Raw genomic sequence first — 23394 nt, 5'->3', positions numbered from 1 at the left:
GGCGCAGCTCCGTGCTGTACCGTACCGAAGGGAAGCGAGAGGGAACGTATCGTGGCTCGACCACGACCTCGAGGAGCAACCATGCAACGATACACAGCAGCGATGACGGGCGGCCTGATCGCCGGCGTGCTGACCACCGCCGTGATGTACGCCGGGCGCAAGAGCGGCGCCCTGACCAAGACGCTCGACCGGGATGCGGTCGACTGGATCGACGACCTCACCGGTTCGCGCAAGGTCATCGGCGACACCGGCACAAGCATCGTCGAGTTCACCAATCACCTCGGGGCATCGGCGGCGTTCGCACTGGCCGTTCCCAAGCTGCGGGAAGCCGCGCCGTCGCTATCGCCGGCTGCCATCGGTGCGCTGTATGGCACGGCGCTCTACGCGGTGAACATCGGCGTCATTGCGCCGCTGCTCGGCATTACCGAAGGCGAGGTGAAGGCTGGTCCGCGCAAGGCCGGCGAACGTTGGGGGATCCACGTATTGCAGGCGGTGGCGACCGCGATGCTGGCGGAGCGCCTGGCTAGGCCAGCCGTTCGCCTGCCGCGCAGGCCTGCATGAGTTTGTCGAGCCGCCCGCTGCGTGTCGCTTCCTTCTTCGCGTTCGTGATCCAGTGCAGGACCGTCTTGCGATAGCCGGGAGGGCAGGTGTCGAAGTAGGCCCACGCGGCGGCGTCAGACTGGAAGCGCGCCAGTTCCGCCGGCGAGAGCTCGGGCGCATCGAGGCGCTCGTGCGCGTAGATGCCGGATTTCGCCTCCGATCGCAGCGCGAAGGCCGCTTCGCCCGCGGCCGTCATCTTCCCTTGCGCGCGCAGCTTGTCCATCTTGGCGATGTTTACCACGCTCCAGATCGAAGAGGGCTTGCGCGGCGTGAAGCGGATCGAGTAGGTCGCGTCGTCGATGCGCCGGCGCACGCCGTCGATCCAGCCGAAGCACAGGGCTTCGTCCACCGATTCGGACCAGCTCATGCAGGGCTGCCTGGGGCCGACCTTGTGGAAGCCCACCAGCAGCTCGGTGCTGCCGGCGGCGTGGGTTTCCAGCCAGGTGCGGAATTGCCTGGCGTCGGCGAAAAAAGTGGGCGTCATGGCGGACATTATGAGGGCAGCACGACGGCGCCGCGCAGGAAATCGAACATGGCCTTCATCCGTCCCAGGTAGCGCGTGTCGGGGTGGGCCAGCACCCACAGGCCGATGTCGAGTTCCGGCAGCGGCCCCTCCAGCATGAGGGCGTGCGGATGCTCGCGTATCACCGCCAGCGGCACGACGCCGACACCCAGGCCGCCCACGACGGCGCCGGCCACGGCCAGCAGGTTGCTCACCTTGTGGCGCGGCGCCACCTGCGGAAAGCGTGCGCGGCGCCAGCCCTGCGACGGATGGTCGGGCAGGCTGTCGTCGAGGGCGATCCAGTCCATCGCGCCCAGCGGTGTGTCCGCCGGCTGGCGCGCGAGGTAATCCTTTCCTGCATAGACCGCCGAACGCACGGTGCCGAGACGGCTGCCGACCAGGTGTTCTGGCGGATCGTTGGTCACGCGAATGGCGATGTCGGCTTCGCGCTGGCTCAGGTTGACCAGCACGTTGGTGGTGGCCAGTTCGAGTTCGATGCGCGGGTGGAGGGCAGTGAAGGGCGCGAGCACCGGCAGCAGCACCGTGTGCAGCAGCGTGTCGGTAAGGGTGATGCGCAGCAGGCCCGAGGGTTCGGTGGCCTGGTTGAAGGCGGCTTCGCGCGCTTCTTCCAGCTGGGTCTCGATGCGCTCGGCGTGGCTGGCCAGCACGCGGCCCAGCTCCGTCGCCGTATAGCCTTGCCGGCCGCGGTCGAACAGCAGTTCGCCGACGTCCTGCTCGACGCGCTTGATGGCGCGGAAGACCGTGGACGTGTCCACCTTCAGGCGCTCGGCGGCGCCGGCCAGGGTGCGGCCGCGCAGCAAGGCGAGGACGATCTCGAGCTCCTGCGGCCCCAGCTTTGATTGCAGCTTTGCATACGATGGTTTCATGGACGCCTATTTTATATGCGTTCGCGCATCGATAGAGTGGGGGCTCCACCCATCCACTGCAAAGGAGCCGCCATGAACCGCCCCGTCCACCTTACCGCCTTGCTGCTGCGCCTCGTGTTCGGCGCCTTCTCGCTCGCACTGGGCTTCCTGACCCTGGCGGCGCTCGCCAGCCCTCCCTTCGCGCAAGCGCTCGCGGCGCAAGGCATGCCGCTGCCCCTGAACTGGCCGGCCGCGCTGGCGGAGTTCGGCAGCGCGCTGGTCTTCCTCGGCCTGCGTGCGCCCCGGCCCCGCCTGGCCGCCGGCCACCGCGGGAACGCCGCAGGCATGAAAAAAGCCTGCAGGGCGTGAACCTTGCAGGCTTCGTGGCTGGCAGGGCGCCCGGGGCGCCCTTGGCCGGACCGGCTATTACATCATGCCGTCCATGCCGCCCATGCCGCCCATGCCACCCATGCCGCCCATGCCGCCGGCCGGCTTGTCTTCGACGACTTCCGAGACCATGCAGTCGGTGGTCAGCATCAGGCCGGCGATCGACGCTGCGTTCTGCAGTGCCGAGCGGGTGACCTTGGCCGGATCCAGCACGCCCATTTCGACCATGTCGCCGTAGGTGCCGTTGGCGGCGTTGTAGCCGTAGTTGCCGGAGCCGGCGATGACGGCTGCGACCACGACCGACGGTTCGTCGCCGGCGTTCTGGACGATCATGCGCAGCGGCTCTTCCATGGCGCGCAGGACGATCTTGATGCCTGCGTCCTGGTCAGGGTTGTCGCCCTTGATGTCGATGTTCGAACGTGCGCGCAGCAGGGCCACGCCGCCGCCCGGGACGATGCCTTCTTCGACGGCAGCGCGGGTTGCGTGCAGCGCGTCTTCCACGCGGGCCTTCTTCTCTTTCATCTCGACTTCGGTGGCTGCACCGACGCGGATCACGGCAACGCCGCCGGCCAGCTTGGCCACGCGCTCTTGCAGTTTTTCGCGGTCGTAGTCCGAGGTCGCTTCTTCGATCTGGACGCGGACCATCTTGACGCGTGCTTCGATCGCTTCAGCGGCGCCGGCGCCGTCGATGATGATGGTGTTTTCCTTGCCCACTTCGACGCGCTTGGCCTGGCCCAGCTCCTGCAGCGTGACCTTTTCCAGGGTCAGGCCGACTTCTTCGGCGATGACCTGGCCGCCGGTCAGGATGGCGATGTCTTCCAGCATGGCCTTGCGGCGGTCGCCGAAGCCCGGCGCCTTGACGGCGACGGTCTTCAGGATGCCGCGGATGTTGTTGACCACCAGGGTCGCCAGCGCTTCGCCTTCGATGTCTTCGGCGACGATCACCAGCGGACGGCCGGCCTTGGCGACTTGCTCCAGCACCGGCAGCAGGTCACGGATGTTCGAGATCTTCTTGTCGCACAGCAGGATGAACGGGTTCTCGTGAACGGCGACCTGCTTGTCCGGGTTGTTGATGAAGTACGGCGACAGGTAGCCGCGGTCGAACTGCATGCCTTCCACGATGTCCAGCTCGTCGTTCAGCGACTTGCCGTCTTCGACGGTGATGACGCCTTCCTTGCCGACTTTTTCCATCGCTTCAGCGATGCGCTCGCCGATCGAGGTTTCCGAGTTGGCCGAGATGGCGCCGACTTGGGCGATCTCTTTCGAGGTGGTGGTCGGCTTGGCGATCTTCTTCAGTTCTTCGACGGTGGCGGCGACGGCCTTGTCGATGCCGCGCTTCAGGTCCATCGGGTTCATGCCGGCGGCGACGAACTTCATGCCTTCGCGAACGATGGCTTGCGCCAGCACGGTCGCGGTGGTGGTGCCGTCACCGGCGTTGTCGCTGGTTTTAGAGGCGACTTCCTTCACCATCTGCGCGCCCATGTTCATGAGCTTGTCCTTCAGTTCGATCTCTTTCGCGACCGAGACGCCGTCCTTGGTGACGGTCGGGGCGCCGAACGAGCGCTCCAGCACCACGTTGCGGCCTTTCGGGCCCAGGGTGACTTTGACTGCGTTGGCGAGGATGTTGACGCCTTCGACCATCTTGGCGCGCGCTGCGTCGCCGAACACTACTTCTTTAGCTGCCATTTCTTGTTCTCCGAATGAATTCGTGAATGTGTATTACAGGAGGGATGCGTGCTTATCGACGGATCACTGGCTGACGACAGCCATGATGTCTTCTTCGCGCATGACCAGCAGTTCCTGGCCATCGACCTTGACGGCCTGGCCCGAGTACTTGCCGAACAGGACGCGGTCACCGACCTTCACTTCCAGCGGACGAACCTGGCCGTTTTCCTGCACCTTGCCGTTGCCGACGGCGAGGATCTCGCCCTGGTCCGGCTTCTCGGCGGCCGCGTCGGGGATGATCAGGCCGGATGCAGTCTTGGTCTCCTGGTCGAGACGCTTCACGATAACGCGATCGTGGAGAGGACGAAGGTTCATGCAAAACTCCTTATTTTTCAGTGGTTTGACTAGCTATCGAGGGCCGCCGCACAGCGGCGCCGGCCTTGAATCTGGATGCTGCGGTTGTTAGCACTCTCTGCCAACGAGTGCTAATTATAGGGATCATAACACCCCATTTCAAGCGCCAGTGTGCGAGATCGAACCGACTTTTTTGACGGCCCGCAATGTAATAGGGGGCTGTGCGCGTCGAAAGCATGGTGACGCAGACAACAGCCGGGCAGGGTACACTAAGACGATGCGCCTGCGCCGCACGCCTGCGCCACGTCCGATCCGCCCCCATGTTTCCCCTCGCGAGGGGGGCATGCCGTGCCTGCGATTCGGTTGACGGAAAAACCATCTCAGTCCTATAGTGTCGAATGATTTCCGAATTCCAAGACCTCTCCGACAAAATCGACCGGCTCGCCCAGCTGACCCAGTCGCTGCGCGCCGAGAACAAGTTGTGGCAACAGGCCAATAAGCTGCTGAACGCCGAGAATGCGGCGTTCAAGAACCAGCTTGCGCAAGCCCAGCAGCGTGTCGAGGCGCTGCTTGCCATGCTGCCCCCGCCCGCCGAGCAGGCGGATGCCGACGCCGATGGCGAAGGCGCGGCAGCTTCCGACGCTGCCGAGTCGAGCGAGGTTCCGCGATGATCCATCTCGATTGCACCATCATGGGCCAGTCCTACCGCCTGGCCTGCCGCGAAGGCGAAGAGCGCACGCTGCGCGAAGCGGTCCATTACCTCGATGGCAAGATGTGCGCGCTGCGCGACTCGGGCAAGGTGCGCGGCACCGACCGCATCGCCGTGATGGCGGCGCTGAGCGTGGCTGCGGAATTCCTGTCGGTCAAATCGCCGGAAGGGCCGCTGGCCGGCATGTCGGTGCTGGAAGTCAAGCAGAAGCTCGAAGCCATGCACACCGTGCTCGACGCGGCGCTGGCGCCGCGGGAAAATCCGGCCTGAGTCCGGATTCGGTTGACATGCTCGGCCAACAGAGTAAACTGCGCACTACCCTGCGGTGTTCGAGATTTGTCATATATTCCTTGAACCATTCTTTCGCATAGGTTGTGGGACATGCTTGGTGGGCGCGAGCGTCACTAGTCTGACGAACCCGAAATTGAGCTGACTGCGACCACCTTGAGCCTTTTGGTTCGGGATGCCGGCAATAACGACACAGGCGGGGCTACATACACGAGCGGTTGCGCACCTTGGTACGCAACCGCTTTTTTTTGTTTGCAGGAGATCCGATGCGCTACTGGTTGATGAAATCCGAACCGGACGAAGTCAGTTTCGACGACGTCCTGGCTGCGCCGAAGCAGACGGTGGCCTGGTTCGGCGTCCGTAACTACCAGGCGCGCAACTTCATGCGCGACGCCATGTCGGTCGGCGACGGCGTCCTGTTCTACCACTCCAGCTGCGCGGTGCCCGGCGTGGCCGGCATCGCGGAAGTGGCCAGCACGCCCTATCCGGACGCGAGCCAGTTCGACCCGTCCAGCCACTACTTCGATCCCAAGGCCACCGAGGAAAACCCGCGCTGGATCTCGGTCGACGTGCGCGCCGTCGAACAGGGGCGCTACCTGCCGCTGACGGAGATGCGCACCATCGCGGCGCTGGAAGACATGGTGCTGCTGCAGAAGGGCAGCCGCCTGTCGATTTCGCCGGTGACAAACGGGCAGTGGAACGCCATCGTCACACTGCTGCGCGAAGGGAAGCGCTGATGGACCTCGGCCTGATCGTCGCCCTGCTGCTGATGGGCGCCTTCGGCGGCTTCGCGGCGGGCCTGCTGGGCATCGGCGGCGGCATGGTGCTGGTGCCCTTCATCACGATGATCTTCACGGCGCGCGGCATTGCGCCGGAACTCACCATCCACATGGCGATCGCCACCTCGCTCGCCACCATCCTGTTCACGTCGCTCTCTTCGGTGCGTGCCCACCACAAGCACGGCGCCGTCCTGTGGCCCGTGGTGAAGCTGCTGGCGCCGGGCATCCTGATCGGGTCCTGGATCGGGCCCTGGATCGGCAAGCAGATGGACTCCTCCTTCCTCGCCGCCTTCTTCGGCGTCTTCGTCGCCTTCTCGGCCACCCAGATGCTGGTCGGGAAGAAGCCGGCCGCGGCGCGCGCGCTGCCGGGCAAGCCGGGCATGTTCGCGGCAGGGGGCTTCATCGGCACCCTGTCGGGCATCGTCGGCGCCGGCGGCGGGTTCATCTCGGTGCCTTTCATGACCTGGTGCGGGGTGCGCATCCACAACGCGGTCGCCACCAGCGCGGCGCTGGGCTTTCCGATCGCGCTCTCGGGCACGATCTCCAACATGTATTTCGGGTGGGGCGAGCCGGGGCGGCCGGCGTATGCGCTCGGCTTCATCTACCTGCCGGCGCTGGCCATCATCGTGCTGGCCAGCGTGACCATGGCGCCGCTGGGCGCGCGCACCGCCCACCGCATGCCGGTGCGCCAGCTGCAGGAGGTGTTCGCGGTGATCCTGTATGCGCTGGCGGCATATATGTTCTGGAAGGCCTTCCAGTAGGATGGTCGGCTTCGCCGACCATCCTACTTGTTGAAGCCGCGCATGCGGGCGCGGTCGAGCGGCAGGTCGCGCACCCGGGCGCCGCAGGCATCCGCCACCGCATTGGCGATCGCCGCCGCGGCCGGGCCTTGCGCCGCTTCGCCGGTGCCCAGGAAAGGCTGGCCCGGCCGGTCCAGCAGGTGCACCGCCACCTTGTCGGGCGCCTGGTTGAAGCGCAGGATCGGGTAGCCGGCCCAGTCGCGGCTCAGCACTTCGTTGGCATCGAAGCGCACCTGCTCCAGCAGGGTCCAGCTGGACGACTGGATGATGCCGCCCTCGATCTGGTTGCGCACCCCGTCCGGGCTCACGACCTCGCCGCAATCCACCGCCGCATCGGCGCGCACGATGCGCACGAAGCCGGTGTCCAGCGCCACCTCGACTTCCAGCGCCACCGCGCAGTAGGCGGCCAGGTTCTTGTAGCGGGCAAAGGCGAAGCCGCGGCCCCGCCCCTGCTTGCGTTCATATGCGTCCCAGCCGAACTTCGCGGCCGCCGTCCGGACGGTCTCGATGGCCCGTGGGTCATTCAGGTGGCGCAGGCGGAAGGCCACCGGGTCCTGCCTGGCCGCCCGCGCCAGTTCGTCCATGAAGCTCTCGATCGCGAACACATTGCAGTAGGCGCCCAGCGAGCGCAGCGCCGAGGTGCGCAGCACGCCTTGCGGCTGGAAGCGGTGGACCACGCGCGCATTCGGCAGCACGTAATAGGGCACGGCATTGCGGTCGCCGCTGCCTTCCGGTTGCGGAATGGGATTCGGCGCCGGCGGCGAGAAGGGACGTGCCAGGTGGGTGGCGGCGAGCAGGTTGCCGGCCTTGCCGGGGCGGGTGTTGTGCGACTGGCTCCAGACCTCGTACTGCCAGTCGGCGATCATGCCGTTCGGGCCCAGCGTCGCCTGCACGTCCGCCACCATCGCCGGGCCATAGGGCTCCCAGCCGTGTTCTTCCTCGCGCATCCACTGCACCCGCACCGGCAGGCCGGGGAAGGCGCGCGCCAGCAGCACGGCGTCGGCCGCGACGTCGTCGGCGCCGTTGTGGCCGTAGCAGCCGGAACCCTCCATGTGGATGCAGTGCACCGCCTGTTCGGGCGCGCCGAGCAGCTCGGCCAGGGCGCGGCGCAGCGGGAACACGCCCTGCGAATGGGTCCAGACCGTATAGCGGCCTTGTTCCAGCGAGGCCACGGCGCAGGAGGGACCGAGCGAGGCGTGCAGCTGGAAGGGGCGGGTGTAGGTGGCGCGCAGGGTCTTGCCGGCCGCACCAGGTGCGCCGCGCGCCAGCACGGTATGCGGCTCGCTGGGCAGCCCGCGCACGATGGACGGGATGTCGCGCCCGCCCGGCAGCGCGGCCGGCGCCTCCCAGCGCGTGGCGCGTGCAAGCGCGGCGGCGGCCTTCACCGCGCGCCACTCCTCGTCGGCGATCACGGCCAGGAAGCGGCCGTCGCGCACGATTTCCAGCACGCCCGGCATGCGCATCACCTGGGACGTGTCCACGCCCAGCAGGCGCGCGGCCTGCGAGGGCGGGCGCACCACGCGCGCATGCACCATGGCGGGCAGGCGCAGGTCGTGCACGTAGATCAGGCCGCCCGCGACCTTGGCCGGAATGTCGAGGCGCGGCAGGCTGATGCCCGCATAGCGCGGCGTGCCCGGGGCCGGGGGCGGCGATGCCGGCAGGGCGGCCGTGGCGCGCACGTGCTGGTCGCTGCCCGCCACCAGTTCGGCGAAACTCACGCGCCGCCCGTCCGTGCTGCGGAACACGCCGTTCGACAGCAGCAGGGATCCGACCGGCGCCTTCAGGCGCGCGGCCGCGCGCTCGTAAAGGAGCTGGCGCACCTGGGCGGCGGCGTGGCGCAGGGCGGTGCCGCTGTCCTGCATCGAATGGCTGCCGGCCGTGTATCCCTCGTCGGGCGTGCGTTCGGTATCGGCGCTCACCAGCATCATGCGGCCCGGGTCGAGCCGCAGCTCGTGGGCGGCCACCTGCATCAGGGCGGTCTTGATGCCCTGGCCGAGTTCCGCCTTGCCGGTGAAGACCGTGACGCGGTTGTCGGCGCCGACCCGGATCCAGGCGTCCAGCCAGGGGGCGTTATCGAGGCTGCCCGGCAAGCCTTCATCCCCGGCCGCGTGCAGCGGCAGCGCGAAGGACAGCGTGAGCGCGCCGCCGCTTTTCAGGAAGCGGCGGCGGCCCGGGCGTTGTACCTTGCCGTTCACCGCTTCTTCCTCGCCGGCGCCGCCGTCAGGGCGTCTGCCGCGCGCCGCACCGCGCGCAGGATCCGCATATGGGTGCCGCAACGGCACAGGTTCGCTTGCATCCAGGCGCGGATCTGGGCATCGGTCGGCTCGCGCACCGCATCGAGCAGGGCGGTGGCGCGCATGATCATGCCGGCGATGCAGTAGCCGCACTGGGCCGCCTGTTCTTCGACAAACGCCTGCTGCAGCACCACGCTCGGCACCCAGCGCGTGCCCGGCGACTCCACGGTGCGGATCGCGCGCGGGCCGACCATCGACACCGGCAGCAGGCAGGACATCACCGGCGCGCGGTCGACCGTCACCGTGCAGGAGCCGCACTGTCCCATGCCGCAGCCGAACTTGGCGCCATTGAGTTTCAGGTCGTTGCGCAGCACGTAGAGCAGCGGCGTGTCGGCGTCGACATCGACTTCGTGCGGCTTGCCGTTGACCTGCAGGCGGTACTTCGTCATGGTGTCCTCGTCTTCTTCACGCTGTCCTCGAGGTCTTCCCAAGGTTCGCTACCTGCGCCGTAGCGCCGCAGGTAGGCGGCGAGCGCGGTGAGCTGTTCGTCATTCAGGATGGTGGCGAAACCCGGCATGAAGCGTCCCGGTTCGCCATCCGGCGGCGCGATGCCTTCGCGGACGATGTGGAGCAGGCTGCGCGGGTCCGGATCGTACAGGGCCACCGCCTGCTGCAGCTGGAGGGCGGCGCCCGAGCTGGACGCGCGGCCGGCGTCGTGGCAGCGCGCGCAGGCCATGACATAGGTCTCGTGGCCGAGGCGCATGCGGGCATCCGGCTCGTTCGCGGCGGGAGCGGGCAGGGGGGCGGGCTGAAGCACGGCGCGCGCCGGGGCCTGGGCCAGGTAGCCGTGGATGTACGTGGCGATGGACTGCACGTCCTGCGGGTCGGCCTGGCCGAGCTGCACGACCACGTCCTGCATCGGGCCGCCCGCCACCGCGTGGCCGGGGGCGATGCCGGTGCGCAGGTACGCGGTCAAATGCTCGCGTGTCCACGGCAGCGGCGAAGGAGAGCCGGCATTCAGGGCAGGCGCATACCAGTCCTCGGCCTCGCCGCCGTCGAACTGGCGGCCCGATTTCGGACCGCCCAGCACGCTGCGCGGCGTGTGGCAGGCGGCGCAGTGGGCCAGCGCATGGGTGACATAGGCGCCGCGCTGCCATTGGGCCGACTGGCGGGCGTCTGCCTGCCAGGGCGACTCGTCGAGGTAGAGCAGGTTCCAGAAGCCGATCAGGGGCCGGAAACCGAAGGGGAAGCGCATCCGGTTCTCGCGCGCCGGCGCGTCGATGGCCGGGCGCGTCATGAAGAAGGCGTACAGGGCGTCGATGTCGTCCTGGGCCAGCTTCGTGTAGTGGGTGTAGGGGAAGGCCGGGTAGAGCAGGCGGCCGTCGCGCGCGACGCCCTGGCGCATCGCGCGCGTAAACGCTTCGGCGCTCCAGGCGCCGATGCCGGTGCGCGCGTCGGGCGTGATGTTGGTGCTGTAGACGGTGCCGAAGGGCGTGGCGAGGGCCAGGCCGCCGGCGAAGGGCTTCGCCACGTCGGCGGTATGGCAGGCGGCGCACATGCCGAGGCGCGCCAGGTTGGCGCCGCGCCGCACCTGGGCCGCATCGAACGCGCCGGGGGCGGCGCCGCGCTCGGGCAGGGCGGGGCGCCACATGATGGTCCATGCGGCCAGCGCGGACAGGACGAGCGCCGCCCCTGCCAGCCACCACCGGTATCGCCTTGTCCGCCCTGCTTCCTTCATTCGATTTTCTTCCGGTCAGATGTCGAATCCCGGCCGCGCCGATCGTCGTGGTGGGGAATGGCGATATTATCAAGCAAAAAGGAGAGCTTCATGAGCACGCAAGCCGACGTCAAGGGTCCCGCATCCTACTTTCCCTCGATCGAGAAAAAATACGGCCAGCCGGTCGCGCACTGGTTCGGGCTGCTGGGCACGCAGTCCGGCAAGAAACACATGGAGCTGGTGGCCTGGCTCAAGGCCGAGCACGGGCTGGGCCACGGGCACGCCAACGCCCTGGTCGCGCACCACCTGGCCTCGCGCGCTTCGTAGGTGGTATGCTGGGGCCATGACTCTAGAATCCGATATTGAACTGTCCGGCCCCTTCCAGGTGAAGGACGGCGCCGGCCGCCTGCTCGACGTGAAGGCGATCCGCATCTTCGACGAAGGCTACGGCATCATCGACGTCTACGTCGACTTCAAGGCCAGGCTCGACGCAGGCGCGCACAAGGACACCGCGCTGCAGCGCCAGATCGTCGAGCGCCTGCGCGCGCTGGGCTACAAGGGCCCGGATTTCGGCCTGAGCGATCCGGGTCTGCAGGAGAGCAGCCTGATCGTGCTCGAGGCGCCCGAGGAGTTCACGGCCTTTGCCAAGAGCCGCGGCTGGAAGAACCTGGCCGAGGACTTCGACTAAGGTCCCGAATTCGTCCCGCCGGGGCCGGTACGGCCCGGCATTGCCGCGTCCGTTTGTGCCTATAATGGCCCTTTTCACTTGGGCCCCCTGCATGCCGCGTCAGGCTTCCACAGTATCGCTCCGCCGCCTGCTGGTGCTGCTCACGGCCCTCGGGCTGCTGCCGCTCGCCTTGCTGGGTGTCTGGGGCCTCTATCTGGTCGGCGACTACCAGCAGCGCGAACGGGAGCGTTCCCTGCTCGACCTGGCGCGCGCGCTGTCGAGCGCCGTCGACGCCGAACTCGATGCCTCGGTCGGTACGCTGAACGCCATGGGCCGCACACCGGTGCTGGGCGGCGGCGACCTGCGCGGCTTCCACGCCTTCGCCAGCGCCCAGGTGGCGGCGCAGCCGGAATGGCTGGCCGTGTTCCTGAGCGATACCAGCGGCGCCATCCTGTTCCGTACCACGGCGCCCTACGGCGCCCCCGGCGGCCCCGTGGCCGATCCGGCCAGCCTGCGGCGCGCCATCGAGCTGCACCAGCCGGTCGCCGGCAGCGTCGTGCGCGGCAAGGGCGGCCGTGCGGCCTTCCCGGTGCGCGTGCCGGTCGAGAACAGCCTGGGCCGCGACTACATCCTCAGCGCCGTCATCAAGCCCGACCGCATGCTGCGGGTGATCGAGCGCCAGAAGGCGCCGGCCAGCTCGGTGATCGCGATCATGGACGTCGGCGGCGCCATCGTGGCCCGCTCCAAGGGGCAGCCGCAGCTGGTCGGTGGTCCGCCCAGCCCTTCACTCGTCAAGCTGATGCGCGAAGGCGGCGCGGAAGCGGTTGGCCGTACGACCACCCTCGAAGGCGAATCCGTCACCACGGCGTTCGCGCGCTCGCGCTACGGCTGGTCGGTGGCGATCGGCGTGCCGACCGCCGCGCTGGCGCCGGCCTCGCTGCAGGGACTGACTTTCTATGCGGCCGGCCTGGCGGCCTCGCTGCTGGCCTGCCTCCTTATCTCGACGGTGCTCTCGAACCGCATCGTGCGCACCTTCCGCAGCCTGCAGCAGGGCACCGCGGCGCTCGGCGCGGGGGAGAACGTGGAAGTGGCGCCTTCGCGCATCGGCGAGATCGTGCGGATGCAGGAGGCCCTCCTTGCCGCCGGCGCCAGCCGCGACGCGCACGAAGCGGAGCGTTCGCGCCTGCTGGCTTCCCTGGAAGCGGCGCTCGGCGACAGCCGCGCCGCCGGCCGGGTCAAGGACGAATTCCTGGCCATGCTGGGCCACGAGCTGCGCAACCCGCTCAGCCCCATCGTCGCCTCGCTCGACCTGATGGACATGCGGGGTGAAGCGGGCAGCCAGCGCGAGCGCACCATCATGCGGCGCCAGGTGAACCACCTGCGGCGCCTGGTCGACGACCTGCTGGACGTCTCGCGCATCGCCAGCGGCAAGCTGCAGGTCGAACTCAAACCCGTGAATCTCGCCGACCTCGTGCGCCACGCGGTGGCGGCCTTCCCCGGCCAGCCCGTCCTGGCGGCGCCGGAGTCGCTCTGGGTGCGCGGCGACGAAAGCCGTCTCACGCAGGTCCTGAACAACCTGCTGTCGAACGCGGCGCGCTTCGGCAAGGACAGCACCCGCGTGTCGCTGGAAAGCCGTGACGGCATGGCGCGCCTGGCCGTGTGCGACGACGGCGTCGGCATGAGCGCTGCCATGCTGGAGCGGATCTTCGAACCCTTCTTCCAGGCGCCGCAGCCGCTGGCGCGCCATACCGGCGGGCTCGGACTCGGCCTGGCGATCGTGCGCCGCATCGTCGAGCTGCATGGCGGCGCCGTCAAGGCATTCAGCGAGGGCGAGGGCAGGGGCAGCCGCTTCGAGGTCTGGCTGCCGCTGGGCGAGGCGGCGCAATCCGGACAGGAATCCACGCTCGAGGCGGCGCCCGCGCGCCTGGACGTGCTGCTGGTCGACGACAACTACGACGCCGTGGTGGCGACGGCCGCGCTGCTCGAGACCATGGGCCACACGGTGCGGGTGGCGGCGACCGGCGGGGAAGCGATCGAGGAAGCGGCGCGCCAGGCGCCCGACGTGGCCATCCTCGACATCGGCCTGCCCGACATGGATGGCTATGCGCTCGCGCGCCGCCTGCATGAGCAGGAACCGGGATTGAGGCTGGTGGCGCTGAGCGGCTATGGCCAGCAGTCGGACGTGGCGCAGGCGATGGCGGCAGGATTCGCCCTGCACCTGACCAAGCCGGCCACGCTCGGAGAATTGCAGCGGGCCTTGATGCCCGCCTGAACAGGTATTACGCGTGGGCCGCGCGCGTCGGGGCCTGGCGGTAGGCCCAGGCCAGCATGACCAGGGCGCCGACGATCATCGGCAGCGACAGCATCTGGCCCGAGGTGATCGGCAGCCCAAGCACGGTGACTTCCCAGTCCGGCACGCGGAAGTACTCGGTGGTGAAGCGCGCGCAGCCATACAGCAGGGTGAACATGGCGCCGACCGCCAGGCGCGGGCGCTGCTTGCGTGCATAGGGCCAAAGGATCAGGAATACGACGATCCCGTCGAGCAGCATCTGGTACAGGGGCGACGGGTGGCGCGGGCCTTCGACGCCCGGCCACAGCATGGCCCAGGGCAGGCTCGGGTCGGCGATACGGCCCGGCAGCTCGGCGTTGATGAAGTTGCCCAGGCGGCCGGCCGCATAGCCGAGCGGCACCATCGGCGCGATGAAGTCGTAGACGTCGAGCAGGTTGCGCTTGCGCTTGTGCGCCCACAGGGCCATCGCGATCAGCACGCCCAGGAAGCCGCCGTGGAAGGACATGCCGCCGCGCCAGACCATGAAGATCTCGAGCGGATGCTGGAGGAAGTAGAGCGGCTGGTAGAACAGCACCTCGCCCAGGCGCCCGCCCAGCACCACGCCCAGCATGCCGTAGAAGAGCATGTCGTCGAGGTCCTCGGCCTTCCAGCCCTGCGCCGCGATGTGCGGCTGCCTGATGCGCACCCGGCCCAGGACCAGGAACAGGGCGAAGGCGAGCACGTACATCAGGCCATACCAATGGATTTGCACCGGTCCGATGGCGAAGGCGATGGGATCGGGCTGCGGGTGTACTAGCATTGTTTATTCTTTCTCGCTTTTCTCTATTGTTCGATCACGTCCAGGAAGCCCCTGAGCACGGGCGATTCGCTGTCGCGGCGCCAGGCCAGGCCCAGCTCGGCCAGCGGCGTGGGCATGCGCAGGGGACGGTATTGCACGCCCGCGCGCATCAGGTTCGAGACGGATTGTGGCACAAGTGCCAATCCCATGCCGCCGGAGACCAGGCTGACGATGGTCTGCATCTGGATCGCTTCCTGCCCGATCACGGGCGTGAGCCCTTCCGCGCGGAAGGTCGCGAGGATGGCGTCGTGCAGCTGCGGGGCCAGCGCGCGCGGGAAGATCACGAGGGGCAGCGGCGGCAGGTCGCGCAGGCTGACCTGGCCTTCGCCCTGCAAGCCATCCAGGCCGGCGGGGGCGCACAGGATCAGCGGTTCTTCCAGCACCTTGCGGTAGGCGACCGCGGCGTCCAGGCGGCCGGGCAGGGGCGGGATCACGAAGCCGGCGTCGATGCGCCCGTGCAGCAGCTCTTCGGCCTGCACGTCGGTGGTGGCCTCGCGCAGCACCAGCTGGACCTGGGGGAAGGCGGCGCGGTAGCGCTGCAGGATGCCGGGCAGGACGCTGTAGTCGGCGGTGGAGACGAAGGCCAGGGTCAGGCGCCCCGCTTCGCCGCCGGCCACGCGCCGGACCAGCCCGGGCAAGGCCTCGGCATCCTCGAGGAGGCGCCGGGCTTCCGGCAGCAAGGCGCTGCCGGCGGGCGTGAGCGTGACCTGGCGCCGGTTGCGCAGGAACAGCGGCGCACCAAGCTGGCTTTCCAGGTTGGCAATACTCTGGGACAGGGGCGGCTGCGTCATGTGCAGGCGCTCGGCGGCGCGGCCGAAGTGCAGTTCCTCGGCGACCGTGACGAAGTGGCGGAGCTGGCGGAGTTCGAAGTTCATTGATACGCGCAGTGTATGGGACGGGCCCGGTGATATGTGTAGCATATCACCCCGCGGTATCGGTGGCTTATTTGCGCTTGCCGTTCTTGTCGAAGGCGTTCTTCACACGGGCCTCGCGGCGCTGGTTGTCGACGTTGTGCGCCTTTTTCTTGTCGAGGCCGAGCATCTTCTCGATGAACTCGAACCAGATAAACGCGGCCACCATCAGCCCGACGATATACCACCAGGACAGGTCGGCAAAACGCCAGACTTCGAAAAAGCGCAGGCCGCAGAGGGCGGCGATCAAGAGGATGAGCGGCATGAGAAACTCCTTAGGCAGCCATCTTACAAATAAAATGATGCCGTGTGGAAAAATTCAATCCGGGTAGCTGCCGTATCGAGGCGCGCCGTTGCGCGACCGTGACAGGTCTCCGTTACAGAGTGTATCCGCGGCTACAGAGTGTTTCGCCCCATGGACCTTGTGGAAATTCACGGTAGAATGAAGATGTTATGAACCTGGAGAAACAAATGAAACGGTCTTTGTTGTTGTGTGTAGCACTGTCGGCCTTCGCGTCCACCAGCGCGTTCGCACAAGCCGACCTGGCGAAAGCCAAGAACTGCATGGCCTGCCATGCGGTCGCCAACAAGCTGGTCGGCCCCTCCTACAAGGACGTCGCCGCCAAGTACGCGGGCCAGAAGGGCGCCGAGGACAAGCTGGTGCAGAAGGTCATGAAGGGCGGCGCAGGCACCTGGGGCCCGGTGCCGATGCCGGCCAACCCGCAGGTGAGCGAGGCGGAAGCCCGCAGCCTGGTGAAATGGGTGATGACGCAGAAATAAGCGTCTTCCCGATCGAATGAAAAAAGCGCGCCTGCGTAAGCAGAGCGCGCTTTTGTTTTTGTAGGGTGGGCAATCCTTTGCCCACGCGTTCAAATATCAGGGGCGTCGCCTCGTTGCATCCGTGAGTTGAACGCGTGGGCGGGGGACTCGCGGGGCCGCCCAGGCCCCCCTACAACGTCAGCGTTTCGGCGCGCCGCCGATCCGGTAGATCACATCGACCATCTGCGCCAGCCGCATCGCCGCCACCAGCGCCATCTCCGCGCCTTTCGGCGGCGCACGCCGGTCGCCGACGTTGCGCGCATACGGGTCGCTGGCCATGCCCATCGAGTTGGACAGGTTCTTCAAGGGCTCCACCGACACACCGGTCGCCGGCCCGAGCCTGGCGCCGAGGCCCTTGGCGATGAGTTCCGCCTTGAGCTTGGTCTTGGCCAGCGCTTCACCCAGCAGGTCGGTCTCGATCTTGTCGCGATCGCTGCGGTTGAAGGACACCGCCAGCGATTCGATATTCTTCAGCACCAGCACGGAGCGCATCAGCGGCGTCCACTGCGACAGGTCGCGTACGGTCAGGTGGATCGAGACCCGGGTTTCCATCGGCAGCGGCTGCCCTTCCGGCAGCACGTCGACCTTGCGCGGCCGGCGCACGATGTCCTGCACGACCACGTCTTCCGGCGCCACGCCGTGCCGGGCGAACAGCGCGCGGCTCTCCTCGAGGCGGGCATTGACCTCCTTCCAGGCGGTGTCGGGATCCGTCTCGAGCGAGGTGATGTCGATGTCGATCTCGCCGATGTCGGGCATCACGTAGAACTCGGCGCCCGCGGTGACGTGGATGAAGGGGTGGGCCGGCAGGTCGGCCGCCACGCCGGGCAGGGCGGTGGCGGCCAGGAGCAAGGCGGCGGCGAATCGTTTCAGCATGCGAGGCACTCCAGACAGGGAAGGAATGCCTCGACGATAGGTTATGTAGACATTGATGTCTACACATTTCTCGTGCCAAGCCGGCAGCTTATGCGGCATTCATAGAGCGGCCTGTTTAGGTTCGCAGACGCGGAAGCGCAGGTAGCCGAGGTCGCAGAACCATGCCGGTCGGGCCCGCACCGGCGATGAGAACGTCATATCGGTCCATGTCAGCCTCCTCGGAATCATGTTGAAGATGCTACTCCCACATGCCCTGGTGGCCAAATGTTCCGTATCGGCTTATTCGATGAGGAGCGTCAGGTCGCGGCCTTCGAGCGCCACCTGGCCGGCGTAGTCGGCCGCGTAGACCCGCAGGATGTACTCGCCCGGTTCGAGCGCGCCCACCTTCCAGCTGCCGGTTTTCACTTCGCCATCCTGCAGATGGCTGTCGAGCGCATAGGCGAACTGGGTCGACTTGCTGCCGTAGACCGTGATGCCGCTGCTGGGCGCATAGACAGCCTTGACCGCGTCCGGGTTGCGCGGCAGGCGGTCGTAGACCTGGGTGATGAGCGGACGCTCGTAGCCGGGGACGACGCTGCCGTCCGGGCGCAGCAGCTGGTAGCCGAGCTTGTACAGGCCCAGGCGGCGGCGCGCCAGGTTGCCGTCCACCTGGTCGTAGGCGTCCACGACGATGTTGACTTCGCCGAGCGAACGCGGCACCCGCAGGCGCTTGTCGAGCACGGGCTTCTTGCGCGTGCCCTGCGGCGGGCGAAGGCGCTTGCCGCTGCTGTCGAACAGGGCGATGCTGTTGATGCGCGGCGCCACGGTGTCCGTGAAACCGACAAAGGGCAGGGTAAGCGGGTTGACTACCGCGCCGCCCTGGTAATAGTCGAGGTGGACGTGGGCCATGGCATTGATGGTGCCGAGCGGGTCGCCCACGGCGAAGCGGGTGCCGCGCGGCACGCGCACGCGCTCGGGCTTGCCGCGCCCCTTGCCTTCCTCGATGAGAAGAAGCTGGAAGCGCGGATCGAGCGGCTTGCCGCGGCTGTCGCGGCCGACGCGCATGTGGATATAGGACAGCGGGCCCAGGCTCAGGCCCTCGCTGAGCGAGTCGAAACCCCAGTTGGCATACGGGTCCGAGACCTTGGAGGGGAACACGGCCAGCACCCTGGCGCCGACGTCGGCGCGCACGTCGAGGCCGGCGTGGAAGTGGTCGCGGTTCTCGCCCGTGTAGCTGCCCCGCACCTCGCCCATCACGCCGACGACCTCGTGCACCATGTCCTGCGGGCCGACCGGCCAGGGCATCGGCGCCTCGCGTCGTACCGCCACCGGTTTCGGCCGCGCCGGCGCCGCCTCATTGGGGCGCGGGCTGGCGAGGCGGTGCAGGCGATGCGCCTGGGCGTCGGCCACCACCAGGCTGCCGTCGCGTTCCACCGCGATGCCGCGCGGGCCGTAGAGCTGCACGGTGCCGTCGGGGCCGAAGCCATCGCTCGATGGCGGCACGTCGGCGTCCGGCAGGGCGCGGTACTCGCCTTCCGGCGTCAGCTGCAGGATGCGTCCGCCGGCGCTGGCGCCGATGTAGAGATAGCCGTCGCGGGTGAGCGCCAGGCTCACCGGGCGACGCAGCACGGAGCGGCGTTCGCCTTCCAGGGGCATGGCAATGGTCGTGACCGTGCCGTCAGTCGTGATTTTCCGGATCGCGTTGTTGCCCGTGTCGGCCACGTAGAGGGTGCCGTTGGTCGTCACCGCGATGGCGCTCGGGGTGTCGAAGCTGGCTGCCAAGCCGATGCCGTCGACGTTGCCCGGCCTCGCGCCGCCCGCGATGGTCGTCACGCTGCCGTCTCGGCCGATGCGGCGGATACGGTCGTTGTAGGTGTCGGCGACCCAGACGATGCCGGTGTCGTCCACCGCGAGGCCGACCGGGCCGTTGAAACGGGCCGCGCGGCCAACGCCGTCGTTGTCGCCGCGCGTGCCGTCGCCGGCCAGGGTGGTGACTGTGCCGTCCTTGGTGATTTTGCGGATCGCGTGGTTGCCGGTGTCGGCGACGTACAGGTTGCCCTCGTGGTCGAAGGCGATGGCGGACGGGGTGTGGAAAGCGGCGGCGGCGCCGACGCCGTCCTTGAAACCCTCGGCGCTGCCGGCGAAGGTAGCCACGGCGCCGTCGGGCGCGATGGTGCGGATGCGGTTGGTGTCGCCGGCGTCGGCGATGTAGATCCTGCCCTTGCTGTCGAGGGCAACGCCGAAGGGATCGTCGAAGCGGCTCGCTGCGGCCGGGCCGTCCGTGGCGCCCGGGATGCCGTCGCCGGCCAGGTTCGTGACGCGCGCCGGCCAGAAGGGCACGGTCTTCGCGGCTTTCGGCGTAAACACGGCCAGCGCACCCGGCTGGCGCCCGATGGTGTCGGTGAAATAGAAAACGGCGCCGGCAATGGCGACGCCTGCGCCCGCGAGCGCCGCGATGAGGATCTTTCGGTTCACAGGAACGGTCGGTAGGAATGCAGAGCACGCATCTTACCGTAGGGTGGAGCGGAGCGCGTAGCTGGCTTTGCCGTGCGCGCGTTCAACTCCCGGGTGCGCTGTGGCGGCGCTATTCAAACTGCATGCCGTCACATGCCGGGTTGCCGCCCCAATCCTCGCTATAAACGCCGGCGCGGACAAACCGCCCAAATGTCGAGTATGGCCAATCCGATGCGGCGTCCACCAACCCATGCTTCACTGGATTGGCATGGATGTAATCGACATGCCGCTCCATATCGGTCTCGTCGCGGATTCGGTGTTCCCAGAATCGGCGCTGCCAAATCGCCGCAGTACGCCGGCGCGTGCGCGATTCTGACATCGTCATTGGATACAGTTTGCGGCAGTGATAAGGCACATGATGCTTGATCTGTACCCAGCGGGACGAGAAGTTGATATCCCCATCTGGCAGCGTCCAGATGCAGTGCAGGTGGTCGGGCATCAAAACCATCGCATCGGTCGTGAACGGCAGGCGTAGCCGCACGCGTTCGATGGCGTGGCGCCGGGCGAGACGTACGGGATCGTCGCAGAGGATGGGACGGCGGCGGTGGGTGGCGACAGTGAAGAAGTACGTCGTACCCGTCAGGGAGCGGCGGTAGCAGGGCATCGGCGCATGTTAGGCCGACGCCAGAGTCAGAGGGTGCGGCAGGTCAACGGGGAGTTGGACGCGCGGACGGCGGAGCCGTCCACCCTACGGTTTGCGTAGATATTCCAGCTCCTGGGCCACCGCGCCACGCACGATTTCGCCGATGGCTTGATTCAGGCCCTCGCGCAGGTCGGTGGTGAAGCTCTCGAGGGTGCGCTGCATGGCGTCGGCCATGGTGTCGCGCACGCGCTGCTCGAGGACGAAGTCGACCCGGCCCTGCAGTTGCTGGAGCACGCGTTCGGTCACGCGGCGTTCCAGCACGCTCCATTCCTCGCCGGTCCAGCGCTCGGTGGCGCGGCGTTCGAGGCGTTCGGCCACCGGCTCGGGAGCGGGCGCCGCGACTGCGCCCGGGTCGGTGACGACTTCGGTGAGTACCGGGATGCTCGCATCGTAAGCGTTCTGGCTCATGACTGTCCTGCGACGAAGTGGGTGAGTGGATAGGACTGCTTCTTGTAGGCGACGTAGCGTTTGCGGCCTTCGGCGGCATCAAGCTCGTCCGTCGAGATGATCTCGAACACGCGCGCGAAGCGGTCCACGGTGGCCGGGGTGCGGCGGGTCAGGTTGACCAGCATCTGGTAGTGGGGCAGGGCAGCGGCTTCATCGAAGGTGACGATGACCGGCGTCTGCGCGGCCAGCGGATCGCCGGCCGGCACGTGCGGGATGAAGTCGGTGTCCGACACGCTCCACAGCGCGGCATTGAGCGCCTCGGCCTGGGCGGCATCCTCGGCCAGCAGCACCACCTTCGCCTTGCTGGCATAGGCCTTGCGCGCCAGGCGGCAGGCGTAGGCCAGCTTGTCCGGGATGTTGGTGTGGAAGTCGACGCGTGTGTTCATGTTGCTCAGTATGAAACGGGCGGCGCAGGGCCGCCCGGGGAAACATCAGCCATTCATGCCGCTGTGGCGCAGCAGGGCATCGATCGAGGGTTCGCGGCCGCGGAAGGCCCTGAACGATTCCAGCGCCGGGCGCGAACCGCCCACCGCCAGGATCTCGCGCTGGAAGCGCTTGCCCGTCTCGACCAGGTTGCCCACTTCGATCGCTTCTTCAAACGCGGCGTAGGCGTCGGCGGACAGCACCTCGGCCCACTTGTAGCTGTAGTAGCCGGCCGCGTAGCCGCCCGAGAAGATGTGGCCGAAGGAGTGCTGGAAGCGGTTGAAGCTCGGCGGGATCAGGACCGCGAACTGCTTGCGGATGTCGTCGATCAGCTCCTGCACGGTGCGCTCGGCTTTCGGGTCGAAGTCGTAGTGCAGGTGCATGTCGATCAGCGAGAACTCGACCTGGCGCAGGGTCATCATCCCGGACTGGAAGTTCTTCGCCGCCGTCATCTTGTCGAACAAGGCGCGCGGCAGCGGCTCGCCGGTCTTCACATGGGCCGTCATCTGCTGCAGCTTGTCCCACTCCCAGCAGAAGTTCTCCATGAACTGCGACGGCAGCTCCACCGCATCCCATTCGACGCCCGAGATGCCCGACACCGACAGCTCCTCGACTTCGGTCAGCATGTGGTGCAGGCCGTGGCCGAATTCGTGGAAGAGGGTGATGACTTCGTCGTGGGTGAACAGGGACGGCTGCAGCTTGCCGTCGACGGTTGCCGGCGGCGTGAAGTTGCAGGTCAGGTAGGCGATCGGCGTCTGCACGATGCCGCCCGTGGTGAGGCGGCGGCCGCGCGCGTCGTCCATCCAGGCGCCCTGGTTCTTGCCTTCGCGGGCGTACAGGTCGAGGTAGAACTGTCCGACCAGTTCGCCATCGCGCTCGATGCGGAAGAAGCGCACGTCGGGGTGCCAGACCGGCGCGTCGTCCGGCTTGATCTGGACGCTGAACAGGCCCTGGATGACGTCGAACAGGCCCTGCACGACCTTCGGCTCGGGGAAGTATTCCTTCACTTCCTTCTCGGAGAAGGCGTAGCGCTGCTCGCGCAGCTTTTCCGAGGCGTAGGCGACGTCCCAGGACTGCAGCTCCTCGATGCCCAGCTCTTCGCGAGCGAAGCTGCGCAGCTCTTCCAGGTCCTTCTCGGCGAAGGGGCGGGCACGCTTGGCCAGGTCTTCGAGGAACTCGACCACGTGCTGCGGGCTCTCGGCCATCTTCGGCACCAGCGAGACTTCCGCGAAGTTGGCGTAGTCGAGCAGCTGGGCTTCTTCATGGCGCAGCTGCAGGAGCTTGACGATGTTGGCGGTGTTGTCCCAGTCGGCGCTCTTGCTGAACATGGTGCCGGCATCCGACGCCTTGGTGGCGCTGGCGCGATAGATCGTTTGGCGCAAGGCGCGGTTGTCGCAGAACTGCAGCACCGGATAGTAGGAAGGGAAGTGCAGGCTGAACTGCCAGCCGGCCTTGCCGTCCTTTTCGGCGCTGGCGCGGGCGGCCGCTTTCACGTCGTCCGGGATGCCGGACAGTTCTTCTTCCGATTCGACCAGCAGCTTGTAGTCGTTGGTCGCATCGAGCACGTTCTGCGAGAAGCGGGTCGAGGTCGCGGCCTGCTGTTCCTGGATCTCGGCGAAGCGCTCCTTCCTGTCTTCCGGCAGCTCGGCGCCGCCCAGGCGGAAGTCGCGCAGGGCATTCTCGACGATGCGCTTGCGCGCCGGGGACAGGCGGTCGTATTCGGAACTGGCGCGCAGGGCCTTGTACTTGGCGAACAGCGCCTCGTTCTGGCCGAGCGACGTCCAGAACTCGGTGACCTTCGGCTGGTTCTCGTTGTAGGTGGCGCGCAGCTCGGGCGTGTCGCGCACGTGATTCAGGTGGTTGACCACGCCCCAGGCACGGCCCAGGCGCTCGGTGGCTTCCTCGAGCGGCACCACGAAGTTGTCCCACGTGACGGTGCTGCTGGGCGCTTCCAGCGTGGCCACCACGTCGGCAGCCTCCTTGATCAGCTGTTCGATGGCCGGCGTGACGTGCTCCGGCTTGAACAGGTCGAAACGCGGCAGGCCGGAAAAATCGAGGAGTGCGTTGCTGGTATCTGGGCTCATGGTCT

At 67.4% G+C, this 23394-nt stretch carries 26 protein-coding genes and 1 other RNA gene; 11 read left to right on the top strand and 16 right to left on the bottom strand.

The window, feature by feature from the left end:
- The first annotated feature begins 81 nt into the window (after positions 1 to 81).
- Positions 82 to 561, top strand: a complete 480-nt coding sequence (locus tag ACQ7JA_RS23915) for a hypothetical protein (RefSeq protein ID WP_430902204.1) — start codon at positions 82 to 84, stop codon at positions 559 to 561.
- Here the strand turns inward: ACQ7JA_RS23915 and ACQ7JA_RS23910 are convergent.
- Together ACQ7JA_RS23910 and ACQ7JA_RS23905 are read right to left on the bottom strand one after the other, a co-directional pair.
- Positions 524 to 1084 carry a YdeI/OmpD-associated family protein gene (locus ACQ7JA_RS23910; RefSeq protein WP_430902203.1) on the bottom strand — a complete coding sequence of 187 codons (561 nt, stop codon included), beginning with the start codon at positions 1082 to 1084 and terminating at the stop codon, positions 524 to 526. The two genes, ACQ7JA_RS23915 and ACQ7JA_RS23910, sit on opposite strands and share 38 nt — an antisense overlap.
- 8 nt (positions 1085 to 1092) lie before the next feature.
- Positions 1093 to 1989, bottom strand: coding sequence for a LysR family transcriptional regulator (locus ACQ7JA_RS23905; RefSeq protein WP_430902202.1), 897 nt, complete (start codon positions 1987 to 1989; stop codon positions 1093 to 1095).
- 72 nt (positions 1990 to 2061) lie between these two features.
- Here ACQ7JA_RS23905 and ACQ7JA_RS23900 point away from each other — a divergent pair, with 72 nt between their 5' ends.
- Complete coding sequence (locus tag ACQ7JA_RS23900; protein WP_430902201.1) at positions 2062 to 2337, top strand: hypothetical protein; 276 nt, start codon at positions 2062 to 2064, stop codon at positions 2335 to 2337.
- Positions 2338 to 2394: 57 nt separating this feature from the next.
- Here ACQ7JA_RS23900 and groL read toward each other — a convergent pair whose 3' ends face one another.
- A complete protein-coding gene (groL, locus tag ACQ7JA_RS23895; RefSeq protein WP_430902200.1) occupies positions 2395 to 4041 on the bottom strand; it encodes a chaperonin GroEL in 1647 nt (548 codons plus the stop codon).
- Between the two features lie 63 nt (positions 4042 to 4104).
- Positions 4105 to 4395 (bottom strand): co-chaperone GroES, encoded by a 291-nt coding sequence (groES, locus tag ACQ7JA_RS23890; protein ID WP_369093850.1) that lies wholly within the window; start codon positions 4393 to 4395, stop codon positions 4105 to 4107.
- A 377-nt stretch (positions 4396 to 4772) separates the two neighbouring features.
- Here groES and ACQ7JA_RS23885 point away from each other — a divergent pair, with 377 nt between their 5' ends.
- The 5 genes from ACQ7JA_RS23885 to ACQ7JA_RS23865 all read left to right on the top strand — a co-directional run bounded on the left by ACQ7JA_RS23885 (position 4773) and on the right by ACQ7JA_RS23865 (position 6911).
- Positions 4773 to 5045 (top strand): hypothetical protein, encoded by a 273-nt coding sequence (locus tag ACQ7JA_RS23885; protein WP_430902199.1) that lies wholly within the window; start codon positions 4773 to 4775, stop codon positions 5043 to 5045.
- Positions 5042 to 5353 (top strand): cell division protein ZapA, encoded by a 312-nt coding sequence (locus ACQ7JA_RS23880; protein WP_430902198.1) that lies wholly within the window; start codon positions 5042 to 5044, stop codon positions 5351 to 5353. The genes ACQ7JA_RS23885 and ACQ7JA_RS23880 overlap by 4 nt, the downstream gene beginning before the upstream one ends.
- A gap of 44 nt (positions 5354 to 5397) precedes the next feature.
- Positions 5398 to 5578, top strand: a non-coding RNA gene (gene ssrS / locus ACQ7JA_RS23875) — 6S RNA.
- Positions 5579 to 5637: 59 nt separating this feature from the next.
- Positions 5638 to 6108 carry an EVE domain-containing protein gene (locus ACQ7JA_RS23870; protein ID WP_430902197.1) on the top strand — a complete coding sequence of 157 codons (471 nt, stop codon included), beginning with the start codon at positions 5638 to 5640 and terminating at the stop codon, positions 6106 to 6108.
- Complete coding sequence (locus ACQ7JA_RS23865) at positions 6108 to 6911, top strand: sulfite exporter TauE/SafE family protein (RefSeq protein ID WP_430902196.1); 804 nt, start codon at positions 6108 to 6110, stop codon at positions 6909 to 6911. The genes ACQ7JA_RS23870 and ACQ7JA_RS23865 overlap by 1 nt, the downstream gene beginning before the upstream one ends.
- Positions 6912 to 6934: 23 nt before the next feature.
- Here the strand turns inward: ACQ7JA_RS23865 and ACQ7JA_RS23860 are convergent, their stop codons facing one another.
- From ACQ7JA_RS23860 to ACQ7JA_RS23850, 3 genes are read right to left on the bottom strand one after another with little or no spacing between them, the layout of a single operon-like run.
- Positions 6935 to 9145 carry a molybdopterin cofactor-binding domain-containing protein gene (locus ACQ7JA_RS23860; protein WP_430902195.1) on the bottom strand — a complete coding sequence of 737 codons (2211 nt, stop codon included), beginning with the start codon at positions 9143 to 9145 and terminating at the stop codon, positions 6935 to 6937.
- A complete protein-coding gene (locus ACQ7JA_RS23855) occupies positions 9142 to 9633 on the bottom strand; it encodes a (2Fe-2S)-binding protein (RefSeq protein WP_430902194.1) in 492 nt (163 codons plus the stop codon). Before ACQ7JA_RS23855 ends, ACQ7JA_RS23860 begins: the two co-directional genes overlap by 4 nt.
- Positions 9630 to 10922: a c-type cytochrome gene (locus ACQ7JA_RS23850; RefSeq protein WP_430902193.1), complete on the bottom strand. Its 1293-nt coding sequence runs from the start codon at positions 10920 to 10922 to the stop codon at positions 9630 to 9632. The genes ACQ7JA_RS23855 and ACQ7JA_RS23850 overlap by 4 nt, the downstream gene beginning before the upstream one ends.
- 90 nt (positions 10923 to 11012) lie before the next feature.
- On the opposite strand from ACQ7JA_RS23850, the gene ACQ7JA_RS23845 reads away from it, so the two are divergent.
- The 3 genes from ACQ7JA_RS23845 (at position 11013) to ACQ7JA_RS23835 (ending at position 13840) form a co-directional block, all read left to right on the top strand.
- The gene (locus ACQ7JA_RS23845; protein WP_430902192.1) at positions 11013 to 11228 is read left to right on the top strand and encodes a DUF4287 domain-containing protein; all 216 of its coding nucleotides are present in this window, start codon (positions 11013 to 11015) and stop codon (positions 11226 to 11228) included.
- Positions 11229 to 11244: 16 nt separating this feature from the next.
- On the top strand, positions 11245 to 11589 hold the full coding sequence (locus ACQ7JA_RS23840; RefSeq protein WP_430902191.1) for a hypothetical protein: 345 nt from the start codon (positions 11245 to 11247) through the stop codon (positions 11587 to 11589).
- A 91-nt stretch (positions 11590 to 11680) separates the two neighbouring features.
- On the top strand, positions 11681 to 13840 hold the full coding sequence (locus tag ACQ7JA_RS23835) for a hybrid sensor histidine kinase/response regulator (RefSeq protein WP_430902190.1): 2160 nt from the start codon (positions 11681 to 11683) through the stop codon (positions 13838 to 13840).
- A gap of 7 nt (positions 13841 to 13847) precedes the next feature.
- On the opposite strand, the gene lgt is transcribed toward ACQ7JA_RS23835, so the two are convergent.
- From lgt to ACQ7JA_RS23820, 3 genes are all read right to left on the bottom strand, one after another.
- Entirely contained in the window at positions 13848 to 14657 is an 810-nt protein-coding gene (lgt, locus tag ACQ7JA_RS23830; protein WP_430902189.1) for a prolipoprotein diacylglyceryl transferase, read from the bottom strand.
- Between the two features lie 23 nt (positions 14658 to 14680).
- Positions 14681 to 15571, bottom strand: a complete 891-nt coding sequence (locus ACQ7JA_RS23825; protein ID WP_430902188.1) for a LysR family transcriptional regulator — start codon at positions 15569 to 15571, stop codon at positions 14681 to 14683.
- A 67-nt stretch (positions 15572 to 15638) separates the two neighbouring features.
- Positions 15639 to 15872 (bottom strand): TIGR04438 family Trp-rich protein, encoded by a 234-nt coding sequence (locus ACQ7JA_RS23820; RefSeq protein ID WP_430902187.1) that lies wholly within the window; start codon positions 15870 to 15872, stop codon positions 15639 to 15641.
- Between the two features lie 206 nt (positions 15873 to 16078).
- Here ACQ7JA_RS23820 and ACQ7JA_RS23815 point away from each other — a divergent pair, with 206 nt between their 5' ends.
- Positions 16079 to 16387: a c-type cytochrome gene (locus tag ACQ7JA_RS23815; RefSeq protein WP_430902186.1), complete on the top strand. Its 309-nt coding sequence runs from the start codon at positions 16079 to 16081 to the stop codon at positions 16385 to 16387.
- 177 nt (positions 16388 to 16564) lie between these two features.
- Here the strand turns inward: ACQ7JA_RS23815 and ACQ7JA_RS23810 are convergent, their stop codons facing one another.
- From ACQ7JA_RS23810 to ACQ7JA_RS23785, 6 genes are all read right to left on the bottom strand, one after another.
- A complete protein-coding gene (locus tag ACQ7JA_RS23810) occupies positions 16565 to 17299 on the bottom strand; it encodes an SIMPL domain-containing protein (protein WP_430902185.1) in 735 nt (244 codons plus the stop codon).
- 279 nt (positions 17300 to 17578) lie between these two features.
- Positions 17579 to 19753, bottom strand: coding sequence for a gluconolaconase (locus ACQ7JA_RS23805; protein WP_430902184.1), 2175 nt, complete (start codon positions 19751 to 19753; stop codon positions 17579 to 17581).
- Positions 19754 to 19862: 109 nt separating this feature from the next.
- Complete coding sequence (locus tag ACQ7JA_RS23800; protein WP_430902183.1) at positions 19863 to 20396, bottom strand: REP-associated tyrosine transposase; 534 nt, start codon at positions 20394 to 20396, stop codon at positions 19863 to 19865.
- A gap of 84 nt (positions 20397 to 20480) precedes the next feature.
- The gene (locus ACQ7JA_RS23795) at positions 20481 to 20843 is read right to left on the bottom strand and encodes a hypothetical protein (RefSeq protein ID WP_430902182.1); all 363 of its coding nucleotides are present in this window, start codon (positions 20841 to 20843) and stop codon (positions 20481 to 20483) included.
- Positions 20840 to 21268 carry a DNA polymerase III subunit chi gene (locus ACQ7JA_RS23790; protein ID WP_430902181.1) on the bottom strand — a complete coding sequence of 143 codons (429 nt, stop codon included), beginning with the start codon at positions 21266 to 21268 and terminating at the stop codon, positions 20840 to 20842. The genes ACQ7JA_RS23795 and ACQ7JA_RS23790 overlap by 4 nt, the downstream gene beginning before the upstream one ends.
- Before the next feature lie 45 nt (positions 21269 to 21313).
- Positions 21314 to 23389 carry a M3 family metallopeptidase gene (locus ACQ7JA_RS23785; protein ID WP_430902180.1) on the bottom strand — a complete coding sequence of 692 codons (2076 nt, stop codon included), beginning with the start codon at positions 23387 to 23389 and terminating at the stop codon, positions 21314 to 21316.
- Positions 23390 to 23394: the final 5 nt, after the last annotated feature.

The sequence above is a fragment of the Massilia sp. BKSP1R2A-1 genome, from assembly GCF_050586525.1.
Classification (GTDB): Bacteria; Pseudomonadota; Gammaproteobacteria; order Burkholderiales; family Burkholderiaceae_D; genus Telluria.
This window is presented reverse-complemented; position numbering and strand designations above follow the sequence as displayed.